The 14,158-nt window shown below is 60.2% G+C and carries 10 protein-coding genes and 5 pseudogenes; 3 read left to right on the top strand and 12 right to left on the bottom strand.

The window, feature by feature from the left end:
* Nucleotides 1-250: 250 nt before the first annotated feature.
* Nucleotides 251-1,279: an LLM class flavin-dependent oxidoreductase gene (locus NMA58_RS30125; RefSeq protein ID WP_416068547.1), complete on the top strand. Its 1,029-nt coding sequence runs from the start codon at nt 251-253 to the stop codon at nt 1,277-1,279.
* A 455-nt stretch (nt 1,280-1,734) separates the two neighbouring features.
* Here the strand turns inward: NMA58_RS30125 and istB are convergent, their stop codons facing one another.
* Both istB and istA read right to left on the bottom strand, forming a co-directional pair.
* Nucleotides 1,735-2,469, bottom strand: coding sequence for an IS21-like element helper ATPase IstB (gene istB / locus NMA58_RS30120; protein ID WP_416068548.1), 735 nt, complete (start codon nt 2,467-2,469; stop codon nt 1,735-1,737).
* Nucleotides 2,411-3,514, bottom strand: a pseudogene (gene istA / locus NMA58_RS30115) (IS21 family transposase); the annotation flags it as partial. The pseudogene istA and the gene istB, both read right to left, overlap by 59 nt.
* Before the next feature lie 115 nt (nt 3,515-3,629).
* Between istA and NMA58_RS30110 the strand changes: the two are divergent.
* Nucleotides 3,630-4,541, top strand: a pseudogene (locus tag NMA58_RS30110) (DUF3422 domain-containing protein); the annotation flags it as partial.
* 444 nt (nt 4,542-4,985) lie between these two features.
* On the opposite strand, the gene NMA58_RS30105 reads toward NMA58_RS30110, so the two are convergent.
* The 10 genes and pseudogenes from NMA58_RS30105 to NMA58_RS30060 all read right to left on the bottom strand — a co-directional run bounded on the left by NMA58_RS30105 (nt 4,986) and on the right by NMA58_RS30060 (nt 13,709).
* Nucleotides 4,986-5,666, bottom strand: coding sequence for a hypothetical protein (locus NMA58_RS30105; RefSeq protein ID WP_434715001.1), 681 nt, complete (start codon nt 5,664-5,666; stop codon nt 4,986-4,988).
* Between the two features lie 22 nt (nt 5,667-5,688).
* Nucleotides 5,689-6,165, bottom strand: a complete 477-nt coding sequence (locus NMA58_RS30100; protein WP_416068550.1) for a transposase — start codon at nt 6,163-6,165, stop codon at nt 5,689-5,691.
* A 343-nt stretch (nt 6,166-6,508) separates the two neighbouring features.
* Nucleotides 6,509-7,963: an NAD-dependent succinate-semialdehyde dehydrogenase gene (locus NMA58_RS30095; protein WP_416068780.1), complete on the bottom strand. Its 1,455-nt coding sequence runs from the start codon at nt 7,961-7,963 to the stop codon at nt 6,509-6,511.
* Nucleotides 7,964-8,109: 146 nt separating this feature from the next.
* Entirely contained in the window at nt 8,110-8,490 is a 381-nt protein-coding gene (locus NMA58_RS30090) for a RidA family protein (protein ID WP_416068551.1), read from the bottom strand.
* A 37-nt stretch (nt 8,491-8,527) separates the two neighbouring features.
* Nucleotides 8,528-9,778, bottom strand: a pseudogene (locus NMA58_RS30085) (D-amino acid dehydrogenase).
* A 32-nt stretch (nt 9,779-9,810) separates the two neighbouring features.
* Nucleotides 9,811-10,552, bottom strand: a pseudogene (gene alr / locus NMA58_RS30080) (alanine racemase); the annotation flags it as partial.
* A gap of 265 nt (nt 10,553-10,817) precedes the next feature.
* Nucleotides 10,818-11,162 (bottom strand): hypothetical protein, encoded by a 345-nt coding sequence (locus NMA58_RS30075; protein WP_434714999.1) that lies wholly within the window; start codon nt 11,160-11,162, stop codon nt 10,818-10,820.
* 61 nt (nt 11,163-11,223) lie between these two features.
* Nucleotides 11,224-11,889 carry an acyl-homoserine-lactone synthase gene (locus tag NMA58_RS30070; protein ID WP_416068553.1) on the bottom strand — a complete coding sequence of 222 codons (666 nt, stop codon included), beginning with the start codon at nt 11,887-11,889 and terminating at the stop codon, nt 11,224-11,226.
* Nucleotides 11,890-11,964: 75 nt separating this feature from the next.
* Nucleotides 11,965-12,702 (bottom strand): LuxR family transcriptional regulator, encoded by a 738-nt coding sequence (locus tag NMA58_RS30065; RefSeq protein ID WP_416068554.1) that lies wholly within the window; start codon nt 12,700-12,702, stop codon nt 11,965-11,967.
* A 187-nt stretch (nt 12,703-12,889) separates the two neighbouring features.
* A pseudogene (locus tag NMA58_RS30060) lies at nt 12,890-13,709 on the bottom strand (MFS transporter).
* A 130-nt stretch (nt 13,710-13,839) separates the two neighbouring features.
* Here NMA58_RS30060 and NMA58_RS30055 point away from each other — a divergent pair.
* The gene (locus NMA58_RS30055) at nt 13,840-14,058 is read left to right on the top strand and encodes a hypothetical protein (protein WP_416068555.1); all 219 of its coding nucleotides are present in this window, start codon (nt 13,840-13,842) and stop codon (nt 14,056-14,058) included.
* Nucleotides 14,059-14,158: the final 100 nt, after the last annotated feature.

The following is a 14,158-nucleotide window of genomic DNA, read 5'->3' as shown; positions in this document are numbered from 1 at the left end:
GATGCATAGCCCGCTTGCACGTGTCGTACGTCATGTTCTCCAGCCGTCAAACTGCAGAACAGCATATAGCCGCGAAGGCAATGAAGCTTTCCCCGGCAGAAGCACTAAAGATGTTGAGCAACAGCCGAGCGTGGAAGGACGTGTGGCCCGGACTCTGCATCAGTAGCGATGTCCGGCCAAGAAAAGCCCCAAATCTAATTTCGCTTGAATCAAGGTCCGGAGCTATCGGAACAAAGTCGGAGACAGTTCAATGAGAAAAGCCCTTCCTTCAAACCTAACTTTCGGCATATTCGACCATCTGGACGAGGATGGTAACGCCGTTGCGCGACAATACGCAGACCGTCTCAAGCTGGCGGAAGCGTATGATCGGCTCGGCTTTTATGCTTACCATGTAGCGGAGCACCATTGCTCGCCGCATGGAAGAGGCCCATCACCGAACCTGTTCTTATCGAGTGTCGCGCAGCGCACCCGTCACCTTCGTCTTGGCCCCCTCACCATGCTGCTTAGCCTTTGTCATCCGCTGCGTGCATTTGAGGAGATCTGCATGCTTGACCATTTGAGCGGTGGCAGGGTCGAGTTGGGCATAGGGCGCGGGTCCCTTCCAATCGAGCTAGCTTACTTCGGGATTGGTGCGGACGCAGTGCCAGGACGCTATCTCGAAGCCAGCGAAATTCTGATGGAGGCGATGAGGGGCGGCACTCTTTCCTACAGCGGCCACCATTTTGAGCTAAACGATGTTCCTTTGACACTGAAGCCTCATCAGCGCCCGCACCCGCCGACATGGATCGCCACCAACAAACCCGAGTCTGCACGCTGGGCCGCTGCAAACGGCGCGAACATCGCGTCTCTAGGTCCTGCCACATTCGTCCGCAAGGTCACCGACGCCTTCCGCTGCGAGCAAGGACACAACAGTGACGCGAACAACCAGGCGCCATTCCTCGGACTGCTTCGCATGATTGTGGTCGGGCAGTCTGCAGACCATGCATATTCGCTCGCCGCTCCTGCTTTCGAACGATGGCTTGAAACTTTCAAATTCCTGTACGTCCTAAATGGAATCCCGGTTCCACCGAATCTCCCCTTGAGCTTCGATGCAGCAATCGAAAATGAATTGTGCGTGGTGGGAACGGCGGATTTTGTCCGACGGGCTCTGCTAGATCAGGTCGAAGAGGCGGGAGCAAACTATCTCCTTTGTCAGGTGGCGTTTGGGAACCTGCCCTTGGACGCTTCGCTGTACACCGCGAGGACGCTTCAATCCGAACTCATGGATCGGGTTGGCTGAGTACCATGGTGCCTTGTCGAACTCAGATATGCGGAAACGCACTTTCTCTCCCCATGCGTGGCGCAGTCCATATGCTTGATTAATTATAAGATCAGGCCCGAAACGGGTGTTCCTTATCCGCGAGTTGAATGTTGAATGGCCGTCATGCGCGATCAAAAAGCGGGTTTGAGCACGAGGCGCGGAGAAGAGGGGAGGTGGTTTTAACAGCCAGAATACTGATGACGTACGGCGAGCGGGCATGAAAGTCCACGCCAATGAAGCGGACTCTAGGCTGGAGGGGACAACCGCACTGTTGTCCGACGCATTCTTGCGTGTCAATCGGCTTCGTAACGGGACCCCATATCAGCTTCCAAAAGGGACCCCTTCCTCTGGTTGCATAGGGTCAGCGCGCGTAGGCCCGGAGCTGTCCATTTAGCGCAGGGGCCTGCGGGCGCGGGTTGTTTGTCTTTTCGGCTTTAGCTTTGAGAGCGGTTTTTGAAGCGCCAGGATTCATTCCCGGTCTCAACGATTTCGCAATGGTGGGTGAGCCTGTCGAGCAGAGCGGCGGTCATCTTCGCGTCGCCGAACACGGCCGGCCACTCGCCGAACGCCAGGTTCGTCGTGACGATGATCGAGGTCCGCTCGTAAAGCCTGCTGATCAGATGGAAGAGGAGCTGTCCACCGGCCTGGGCGAATGGGAGATAGCCGAGCTCGTCCATGATGACGAAGTCGAGCCTGGTGATGAAGTCGGCAAGCCGCCCCTGTTTGCCGCTACGTGCTTCTGTCTCGAGCCGATTGACGAGGTCGACGACGTTGAAGAAGCGGCCTCGTGCGCCGTTGCGGATCAGGGCACGGGCAAGCGCGATGGACAGGTGGGACTTTCCCGTGCCGGTCCCGCCGACCAGAACGATGTTGTGCTGCTCGGCGAGGAAGGCTCCGGTCGCGAGTTGGCGCACCAGCCCTTCGTTGACCGGCGTGTCGGTGAAGTCGAAGTCGTCGATGTCCTTGGCCAGCGGCAGCTTGGCAACGGTGATCTGGTATTTGATGGAGCGCGCCTGCTTCTCGGCGATCTCCGAGTTCAGCAGGTCACCGACGATGCGCGGCGGTTCGTGCTGGCGCTTGATGCCGGAAGCCATGATCTCGTCATAGGCGCTGCGCATGCCGAACAGCTTCAGCGTGCCCATCATGTCGAGGATTTGCGAACGTTCCATAGGCATGTATCTCGGCTGGGCGACCGACCGCGGTCGACAGCACTGAGTATTTGTTGTTGTCGAAACGCACGAGGCAGGTCTTGCCGATCGAGGCTTGCACAGCATGGAAGCCGTCGAACTTACCCGGATAGCTGACCAGATGCGGCTTCTCCGTTTCGAATACCTCCCAGATCGTGCGCTCCGTCTGATCGACATGCTTATGAGCACGGGCGTAGCTGATGCACTTGTCCAGCAGCCAGCCATTCAGCTCGTCGTAGGATTTGAAGCGCAGCCGCGGCGTGAAGAAGCGTTCCCGCACCAGATTGACCTGGTTCTCGACCTGGCCCTTCTCCCACCCCGACGCCGGCGTGCAAGCCACCGGTTCGATCAGATAATGGCTGCACATCTGCAGGAAGCGGCGATTGTATTGCCGTTCATTGCCGACGAAGACCGTCTCCACCGCGGTCTTCATGTTGTCGTAGATGCCGCGCGTACAGGCCCCGCCGAAGAAGGAGAATGCCCGGTCATGGGCGTCGAAGACCATCTCCTGCGTCTCGCGCGGGTAGGCTCTCACATACATCATCCGGCTATGGCAGAGCCGGACATGCGCCACCTTCACCGTCGTCGTCACACCGTTCAGCACGACGATCTCGTGGCTCCAATCGAACTGGTAGGCCTCGCCCGGCGCGTAATAGAGTGGCACATAGGCCTCCGCCGTCACGGACCCGCGCTCCTTCGCCCACGTCCGGGCATAGCGTCGGACGGTGTCGTAACCGCCTTCGTAGCCCAGATCGCGCAAATCCTCGAATATCCGGATCAGCGTCAGCCGTTCGCGGGAGGATTTGGCTTCATTGGCAAGCAGCATTCCATCGAGCTGATCGCGCCAAGGGCCGAGCTTCGGCTGAGGCTGACGGGTCCGCTCGTATTTGAATTCCGTCTCATCGGTGCGCAGAACCTTCCGCACCACTTTCCGCGATATGCCCAGCTCCCGGCAGATCGCCTTGATCGACTTACCCTGCACACGGGAAAGCCGCCGTATCTTCAGAATTGTCTCCACAACAAGCATCCAAATAAAAAGCCTCCGATGAAACCGGAGGCTGTTGTAACCCCATCGCAGATGGGGGTCCCGTTTGGACGCCGATCACCCCATTTGCGGGGTCCTTATTCCATGCCTAATCACAGTTATCAGTCAGGTTAGTATTCTGGTGACGGGGCCTGCCCCGGAACAACTGGGAGATGTCCTGGCGAAATTCGGCTTTGGTGACACCGCCGCTTCAATAATTGGGGCAGGGGCCGGCCAAGTATGTTCGGACTTTCGTGTTCGTTCAGACGGATGGAGCCATATTCTGCTCTTCAACAGGGATTTGAACGCCTATCGCCTCGGCCGAATGGTCCGCAGGATCTACGAGATAGAGACCTACCGTTCAATGGCGCTGCTCGGCCTGCCACTCGCGCGGCGTCTCGCGCCGCGCCTTGCCGAGTTCGAGGCGCGCCTTGGAGACCTGGCAGACCGCAATCAATCGACGCCGGCGGACCAGCACAAAAGCCTCCTCAACGAAATCTCGGAATTCTCTTCCGCCATTATCACGGCTTCGGCGGAAACCCGCAGCCGCTTTGGTGCGACCGCAGCCTATGCGAAAATCGTCGAGGAACGCATCAGCGAGCTGCGCGAGACGCATCTGCCGGGCTTCCAACGATTTGGCATATTCGTCACAAGACGCTTCAAACCAGCGGTTCGCACTTGCGAAGCCACGTCCCATCGGCTTGAACAGTTGTCTGGCGCCACTATGCATCTTCTGAATCTGCTGCAAACCCGCATTCAGGTCGAAATCGAATTCCAGAATGCAATCCAGATCAAGTCGGTGGCGGAACGGGCGGCGACGCAGGTGAAGATCCAGCGCGCGGTCGAGGGATTTTCGATCATTGCCATCAGCTATTACCTCATCGGCCTCATCAAAACTGCCTTCGAGGCATGCCAGCACGCCGGATGGGAAGTCAGTCCGCTGCTGATTCTCGGGTCGATCCCGCTCGTATTCGTCGCGGTGGCGGCCACGGTGCTTCGCGTGAAGCACGCACTCGCCACCCACGAATAGGCCGACATTCCAATGATGAGAAAGGGAACGCCCATGCCACCGAATGCCCCGTGCTCCAAAGAGCGGGACGCCATCCTGCAAAACTACGGGTCCATCGGCATCAAAGCGGTCGCAGCCGCATGCAAGAGTTCTGCAGCTGCCACCTGGCTAAGCCGAGGCAAGATGGTGTCTGACAATGATCGTCCCTGCGAATGGCAAGAACGCAATCAACCCTACGAAAGTGACTAGCTCCCAAACCAATGGGTCACGCGTACGACATGGGCTTCCGTCATCTCCGATAGGTCGCGGCCGCGGCACGAAACGGGAGCTTCAGCACCAACGAATTGACGTTGACCAGCCGACAATTAGCGAGCGCAACCGGGACCGCGAGCGGCGCTGCACCATCGATCGCTCCGGTCTGCCGGATCGCCGACCGTCCTTGTCAACGGCAAGGGTCTTGATGCGTTAGATCACGGAAAGGCGGGCCAACATGTTCCGAAGCTCAGCATTCTCCGCATGCAGATGCGCCCGCCACAGCGCCTTCAGCCGGCGGTTTTCGGCCTCGAGCGCGTTGAGGTCGTCGGCGCCAGCCTGCTGCGATATCCCCGCGGAAGCGGATCGGGCTTGCGTTTTCTTCCTCGGCCCCATCGCTTTCGAGGCGGCGCGGCGCCTCGCAGGAGCGGCGGGAGCTGTCTCTTCTTGCGCGGGGACGAGCACTGGCACGTTTGCAGCGTCATCCGTTTTCGCCGATGGTTGTGGCAAATCCGCCGGCTGCGTCGGCAAGTCAGAGGTCGTCGCCTTCACGAGGGCCGCCCCGGACGGTTGTTCGTCGGGTTTCACGATCGTCTCGAGAATTCTGGACTCGGATCGATGGGGTGCAGGTGATGGCCGCACCGCACCGAGCTCTGCGTCAGCGCTACCGCCGGTCACCGCCAGATCGGATTCCACCGCACGCGCGATCGCCTTGAGGTCGGTATCACCCCAGATCGAGGCGCCTTGGCGTCTTTGCTGACGCCGGCCCGACTTGAATTCGACAATGAAATTGCGTCTTGCTTTCATGCGGACCTTTATCCGGAAATGAAGGAAGTGACCCGGTGACACGTAGGGTTCACCGCACAGATAGGCAAAGGCGTGCGTTTTTGCCACGCGGGCGGTATAGCCTGTCAGCCTAGTCCAGACCGAGCCGCTTGCGCAGTTCGGCATTCTCAGCGCGAAGCTTTTCCGCGAGCTGCTGGCGCAGCCGCTTGTTTTCCTCTTCGAGCGCGACCAGGTCCGCCAGAGTATCGACGCCGGCGCTTGGCTCGACCCTGGCGTCTGGCTGGGGTTTGGCGGCTGGCGCCTCCACCGCGCCGTCGGTCCGTTTCCACTGGTAATAGGTCTGCTCGGAAATCCCGGCGTCCTTGATCGCCGCCTTCAGGGTGTCACCGGCCGATGCGCGCGCCTCGATCTGCGCGAGCTTTTCGGCGCGCTCGCTGTCGGAGTAACGGCGCTGCCGCACACTGATCGCCGCCGGCTCAGCCTTGCTCGCTTTCGCGCCGGCAGACAAACGTTTCCCCTTCGCCGATGATGTGCGCTTCTTCGGGGGAGGAGCCGTCTCGGTCTCGGTCAAGGGCTCGGCTTGTTCCAGAATTTCTTCGTCCGCCATGGTACGCTCCCGGTTGGAAACTTCTTTTCAAACGGTTGAAGGTGGGAGTCAACAGCATGCGGTTCCAATTGCGCGTCGACAAGGTGATCGACCGTTGCAGCAGATCTTCGCTTCCCCCGGTGAAACGGATGGCGGGCTTCGATGGTGCCGTCGCAGTGACCTGGCGGTAGCATGGGAACCGAATGAGCGAGGCGGTTCATGCGCCAAGCGGAAGGGACACCGCGATCGTCACCACTCACCTTCTTTTAGCAACTCAGGCCAAGGAATGGAGTTGACTGATTGAGCAAGACGCGGCCACGGAATCCGTTGGATATCTGTGACGTTGATGAGCATGGCCCGCGGACTAAAGCCCGCCCATGCAGAGATACTTCATCTCGAGATAGTCCTCGAGGCCGTGCCGAGATCCCTCGCGACCGATGCCTGACTGCTTGACGCCGCCGAAGGGGGCTGCTTCCGACGACATACGGCCGGTGTTGATGCCGACCATGCCGTATTCGAGCGCCTCGGCGACCTTCCAGACGCGTTTGAGATTGGAGGCGTAGAAATAGGCGGCAAGACCGTAGATCGTGTCATTGGCTGCGCGCACCACCTGGTCGGCATCGTCGAAGCCGATGAGCGGCGCCAGCGGCCCGAACGTCTCCTCCTTGGCGACCCGCATATCGCCTGTCACCCCGGTGATCACGGTCGGTTTGAAGAATGTTCCGGACTGACCGATCCGCTTGCCACCGCAGCGGATCGTCCCGCCTTTCGCCACGGCATCTTCGACATGGGCTTCGATCTTTTGAAGTGCTGCTTGATCGATCAGCGGACCGATCGCGGCGTCGGCGTCAAAGCCGTCACGGACGCGTAAACGCCGGACCCGATCGGCGAACTTTGCTGCGAACTCGTCGTGCAGGCTGGCATGGACATAGAGCCGGTTGGCAGAAACGCAGGTCTGGCCGCCATTGCGGAACTTCGTCTGGATCGCGCCGTCGACGGCGGCATTGACATCCGCGTCGTCGAAGACGATGAAGGGCGCGTTGCCGCCGAGTTCGAAGCTCACCTTCTTGATCTGGTCGGAGCACTGCCGCATCAGCAGCCGGCCGACCTCCGTCGAACCGGTGAAGCTGATCTTGCGCACCTTGGGTTTTGAGCAGAGTTTGCGGCCGACCGCGTCGCCCTCGGAGGCATAGATGAGGTTGAGCACTCCGTCCGGAAAGCCGGCGAGCCGCGCCAGGACAAACATCGCGCCGGCGATGAGCGGTGTCTGCTCGGCGGGTTTGAAAACGACGGTACAGCCGGCGGCAAGCGCCGGCGCGATCTTGCGCGCCACCATCGATGCGGGGAAGTTCCATGGCGTGATCGCACCGACGATACCGATCGGTTGTTTGATCACCAGCATCCGACGGTCGTTGGATGGCGCCCAGATCGGCTCGCCATAGATGCGGTTGGCTTCCTCGGCATACCATTGCAAATAGGCCGCAGCATGGGCGATTTCGGATTTCGCCTCGGCAAGCGGCTTGCCCATCTCGGCGGTCAGGATGGCGGCAAGATCATCGCTGTGCTCGAGGATCAGCTGATGCCAACGCCACAGGGCTTCGGAGCGCTCGCGAGCGGTGAGACCGGCCCAGGGCTCCCGTGCGGCGTCAGCCCGATCAATCGCCACGGCGACGTCCGCCTCATCCATGTCGGGAAGCTCCGCCAGGTGTTCGCCGGTGGACGGATTGAACACCGGAAAGCGCCGACGCTTCCCCAAAGCGGTGAGGTCGACAACGGATACCAGGTCCGCGAACAGGTCTGGCTTGCTCAGATGCCGCATCAGTGACTGCGAAAGCGTCAACGGTGATCCCCCTCTTGGGTTTGCAACAGCCGCACTCTATAGCCGGTCGTCCTCAAAACGGCAGCACCGGAGCGATCCTTTCCGATCGCTCCGGCCAAGCAGCGTCAGAACTCTCTTCAACCCAATCAGTCGATGGCGATGACGGCCTCGATCTCAACCTTGGCGCCCTTTGGCAGCGCCTTGACCTCATAGCAGGCACGGGCCGGGTAGGGGGTCGAAAAGAAGCCGGCATAGACGCGGTTGACCTCCGCGAAATCCCCCAGATCGGTCAAAAGCACAGTGGTTTTGACCGTCTTCGAGAGGTCTGTTCCGGCTTGCCTGGCAATGGCAGCCATGTTCTTCAAGCACTGCTCGGCCCGCTCGATGGCATTGGCGGAGTTGAATTCGCCGGTCGCCGGATCGATCGGCAGCTGTCCGGAGACGAACAGCAGATGGCCAACCCTGATCGCTTGCGAATAAGGGCCGACAGCGCCCGGTGCTTCGTCGGTGGAAATGGCGGTGATCATCGTTCTTTACTCCATGTGTGCATTGTCGGAAGGTTCGTCAGGCGTATCGGGCGACCGCGAGTTGTGTGGCGTCGATCTCCGGCTTGCGGCCGCTGACGAGATCGCTGATCAGGCGGGCCGAACCGGTGCTCATCGTCCAGCCGAGCGTGCCGTGTCCGGTATTGAGATAGAGGCCGGCGATCTTCGTCGGGCCGATCACCGGTGTGCCGTCCGGCGTCATCGGCCTCAGCCCCGACCAGAAGCTCGCCTTCGAAACATCGCCGCCGGGAAAGAGGTCGGTGACGGAATGCTCAAGCGTGCGGCGGCGGGCCTGGCCGAGATCGTTGGTATAGCCGGAGATCTCCGCCATGCCGCCGACCCGGATGCGGTCACCAAGCCGGGTGATGGCGATCTTGTAGGTCTCGTCCATCACGGTCGACTTCGGCGCCCGCGACGCGTCGGTGATCGGGATCGTCAGCGAATAGCCCTTAACCGGATAGACCGGTAGCTTAATGCCGTAGCGCTCAAGGAAGACCGACGAATAGCTGCCGAGCGCCACCACGACCGCATCCGCACCGAACCGCTCATGATCGGTGACGACACCGCGCAACTGGCCACCCTCGACATCGAGCCGCTTGACCACCGTATTTTAGACGAAGCGGACGCCGATCTCTTCGGCCTTGGCGGCGAGCGCATTGGTGAACTTGAAGCAGTCACCTGTTTCGTCCTTGGGCGTCAACAGGCCGCCGACGATCTTGTCGCGGACATGGGCGAGCGCCGGTTCGACCCACACGCAGCCGTCCCGATCCAGCACCTCATAGGGAACGCCGTCGGCAGCAAGCGCCTTCACATCCTTCGCGGACGCATCGAGCTGCTGCTGGGTCCTGAAGAGCTGCACCGTGCCCTGCATGCCCTCGTCATAGGCAAGCCCGGTCTCCGAGCGCAGTTCGGCGAGCGCGATGCGGCTGTAGTTTGCCAGGCGCAGCATCCGGCTCTTGTTAATGGCATAACGCTCCGAAGTGCAGTTCGACAGCATCCTGAGCAGCCAGGAAAGCATGGCGGCATCTAATTTGGGCCTGAGGATCAGTGGCGTATGCTCCATGAACAGCCACTTCAGCGCCTTCATCGGAATGCCGGGTGCGGCCCATGGCGAGCAGTAGCCAAACGAAACCTGGCCAGCATTGGCGAAACTCGTTTCCAGTGCAGGACCGGGCTGACGATCGATGACTGTGACCTCATGGCCTGCTTTTGCCAGTTGATAGGCGGATGTGACCCCGACAATGCCGGACCCGAGAACAACGACTTTCATGATTTCCTCAAGACTGAAAAGCAGTATGGCTCTCAGCGATACTGACGGTGATAGCGATGACCGAGACCGGTCAGGATTTCGTAGGCGATGGTGCCGGCGTCGCGCGAGACGTCTTCAAGCGTCTGGTGGGGGCCGATGACCTCGACGAGGCTGCCAAGTGTCAACGTGCCTTCCGAAGCGCAGAGATATCGATGGTGATGCTGTCCATCGACACGCGGCCAATGATGGGCAGGCGGATCCCTTGATAGTAAACCGCGCCGCGACCGCTCAAACTCCGTGGCAGCCCGTCGGCATAGCCAGCGGCGATGGTCGCAAGCCGTGTTTCGCGCTCTGTCACGTGGGCGCCACCGTATCCGACCTTGGTGCCGACCGGCGCGGTGCGGGTCTGGACGACGGCAACATCGAGGCTGACCACCGGCTCCATCGGATTTGGCACGCCTGTCGTCGGCGCACCGCCATAGAGCGCGATACCGGGGCGGGCGAGAACACCATGATAGGCTTCGCCAAGTAACACACCGCCGGAATTGGCGAAGGAGATGTCGAGGCCGGCAATTCGTCGGCAACCCGGCGCATCTCGGCGAGTTGTTCCGCGTTCTGTGCCTCATCCGGTTCATCCGCCGCGGCGAGGTGACTCATGATGAACAGCACTTCGAGGTTGCTTTTATCGCCGAGCGCCTTCGCCAGGGCAGAACGCTCCTTCGCCGGAAAACCGAGCCGTGACATGCCAGTATCGAACTGCAACACGGCGGGCAGGGTGCGCTTGAGCGTGCGGGCATAGCAGCAATGAGCGAGGATCCGCTCATCAGCCTGCCAGCCCCAAGCTGACCAATTGCCGGCTCTGTCCGGAAGGCACGGCGATCGCCGAAGCTACACCACTCCCAAGGACATGATCGAGTTTTTCGCCGCAAATGGCGACATCAACAGATCAACCGACTAGGTGCTTCGACAGATCTTGCGCAGCTATGCACCCGTAGGCACGCACTTAGACAAGTAGGAGCCCATTTGGACCCGTCTCGATGTGACCAGGGCTCACAACGCATCATCCCGCAGGCGGTCCCAGAAGAGTGCGCCGCACTGTTTCGAAAGGATTGCCTTCCGCAAAATACCACGTGTCAAAATCCAAGTTAGGTGCGACCATCCGTGTACTCGTCTCAACCAAAGCGCGAATGCCGCAGCAAGCCGAGAAATCATTCGCGCCGACCCAGAACAGCAAACCGTCGCTAATAGCTTCCATCATCGCACGGCCTGCGTCGAAGTCGAGTTGCTCGCCGCTCAAGCGCGGCGCGGCCGACTGAAATCTCTCGATCATACATGCGAGGATGTCTGACCTGATCTTTGGTGCATCGTTGGTCGCGACGAATGCTTCCATAGCGTGTATATACAATTGCCTATCTCCGGAGAGGCCCACCACTTCTGGCTTCTTGCAGCAGGTCGACCGGCGTGGTTCAGGCGGGATGCGCCTCGCAAGTCGGGCGGAAAGCCCGAGGCGTTATACGGTGTTGGTAAAGAGGCACTGCGATTTGCATTCTCGCACGCATGTTCGACAACACTCGGGCTGACACCTCGAAAGCACCGCAGCTGACGGGACGCTTGCCAAAGCCATCTGACCGCCCGAGCTCGTCGAAGGCTGCGCCGGCTTTTTCATAGATGCGCCGCATATGCGGTTCGTAGTTCGAAATCATTGTGTGGATACCGTTGTCGAGCGCCAGCTCACAGAGCGCCAGCAGAAGGAGGCAAAGCGCCCGCTCGTACCGCATGTCAGGAAAATCGCGGGCAAGCGCCTCCTCGTCGACACACATGCGCGTGCCCTCCCATATGCCGGGTGCGATCAGATCGGCGGCATGGGGAAAAGTGGAGCGGAAAACGTCGTGAAGAAGGGTGTGGCCGGTGGTCGGCATCAGCCGCACCGCCCCATAGAGCTGGTCTCGATCGTCATCGCACCAAATGAGATAGGCCGGATTGTGGCCGTCATAGCGGTCGCGTTCATACGGACCGGATGTCTTGACCTTCCAGCCCAGCTGATCGGCAAAGACTGTTTTCCTCAACCGGAAATATTGATCCAGCAAGTGTTCATATCGGCCGTACTGATGGCCCTGGACGAATGCATACATGGTCGCCTCCATTTGGATGTCGGCGAGAACATGCAATCGAAAGTGCAGGGAGGAAATGTCCGCAACCTGATACTCTCAAGTGTGGGTATTGCCATAGGGATTGATCAGGCGCAGTTGTGCTGCGCGTGCGGTTGCGGCTGATCTGGTCGCACATTCCAGTTTTAATTGTGCCGATTTGAGGTAGGAACGAACGGTGTGCTCTGACAGGCCGAGAATGGCGGCGATTTGGGGAGCTTCCTTTCCAAGCGCGGCCCAGTGCAGGCATTCGACCTCGCGGCCCCCTAGCAAAGGAACCGGATCGTCTTCGCCATAAAGTTCACGGACCGCCTTCTTGTGGATGAGAAAGGCGAGCTCCACCCATTCTTCGCGCTGCTCGACGACGAGGGCACTCCATTCGCTGTCTGGTTTTTTGGAGTTCAGCGAAAAGAGCGCGCGGCGCGACTTGGTGACGACCGGAATCGAGAACCCGTTCTCGCCAAGACCGAACGTCATAGCGTCGGCATAAAATGCCAGCGCCGCCTTCGGGATTTCGACCTCGCGCCAATCGAAGGGCAACTGCCGAACGAGACCCTCGTGCAGGATAGGATCGACTTTGACGAAGTCCTTCAGGAGGTAGCGTGCCACCCAGGGATCGGGATAGGTGGTCCTGACAAAGGGCGTGTCCACGGCACCTGCGATGGTCTGGGCGAGATGATAAGTGACGAAGTCGACTCCATAGTTCGCCTGAACAACTCTGATCGCCTCGTCGACGGTGGGTGCGCCTTCAATGCCGGCGGAAGTGATGCGAAACAGCGCGGATTCGTTTGTCTGCATAAGAAAATCTCCACAACACGAGCGTCCTGTGGGACGCCCTTCTTTAGACGTTGACGCAAGCGGCAGCGCTTGGCCGGGACGGAGGTCCGGCGAGACCGGTGGTCAACCGACAGTGCGAGGGTCGAAAATACTGCATTTGGAAACCTTTAGCTGCGCTACGCGCGGGTGGTGTCGCAGGGGGCGACCGTTATCCATTGCGTTGCTCACTTCTGCGAAACATAGGAAACGAGCGGAGCCGGCTTGCGGGCGGCGCCTGGCGGGCGTTCACGAGAATGGCGGTTTTCGGCGGCTGGGCGGCGGGGGTGAGGTCCATGAGGTCCCGGTCCAACTGCTTGTCGGCCGCGGCCGGGCGGTGATGCAGCCGGTGATAATCCATCCAGGTTGGTGTGCGGTAGGTCTCGAGCCAGCGCGAAGGTTCGCTGACATCGCAGGTGAACGTCCATTGCCTTGCCCCAGCCCGGCTTTGCACATGCCGGCGTCTGCACAGAACCGATCGGCGTTGTCGTCCGCAATGGAATATTCGATGATGACCAGGATCGGCCAGTCTCTGGGCTTGAGATCGAGCGCGATCGCCGGCGCGACGAACGACCCGGACGGTTCGAGTGCCGGGTCGAGACGATTGCTGATCGACAGCTTGACACCCGAGGCGGCGGCGAACAGCGACGCCCCGGCGGAAGCTGCGAGCGCAGAGAAAAGCGAGTGGGTCTCGGCGCGTCCCCTGAGCCAGCTGCCGCCAGCGATGCCGCCATAGGTGATGGCGCTGTAGATCGAGATGGTCCGCCCCGCCACCCAGCGCGGACTGGCGAATTGCAGTTTACGCCGAGGACCGATAACGCCGTTACCCAGCCGGCGCCGCCAAGCGCGAGCGACGCGGCAAACGCCCACGACAGTGCACAGGTCGCGCAGGCGATGCAGGCAGCAACGAAGATTCGTTCCTGCGCGAAGCTGTGCCGGAGAGGCTGATTTGCCAGCCCGGCGACAAGTGCACCAGTGCCGAAGCCGGCCATCAGAAGGCCACCGGCGACCGGGCCCGCCGAAGGCGCCGACGACGATGAAGCCGCCCAGCGCCGCACCGTCAAAGCGCCCCGTTTTGTAGCCGGCCGACATCAGCATGAACGCCGCCGGATGAATGGGCGTATGCTTCCTCTTGAAATAGGTGCTTTGCCATCCGCCATTGTCGTTGGAGATGACTTTAATGTAGCCGGTGCGAATATAGATGTAGGCATGGGCCGTGTAGACGGCATGCTCGGTGATATTCGCAAGGCCCGCCTTGAGGCTCTCTTCGCTCCCCGCAATTGCGGTGAGGTCGGTCATCTTGTCCAGCAAGTGTCGCAATTAAAAGTCCTTGGGCAGTGAGTTAGAACACATCACGTTGAACCTTTTGGCGCCGATACCTGAAAATGCGCCTGTTCCCATCCCACCAAGGAAAGGACAGCTTGGGCGGGAGATGGAGCAA

The organism is Rhizobium sp. YTUHZ045, assembly GCF_051124255.1.
Classification (GTDB): Bacteria; Pseudomonadota; Alphaproteobacteria; order Rhizobiales; family Rhizobiaceae; genus Rhizobium.
This window is presented reverse-complemented; position numbering and strand designations above follow the sequence as displayed.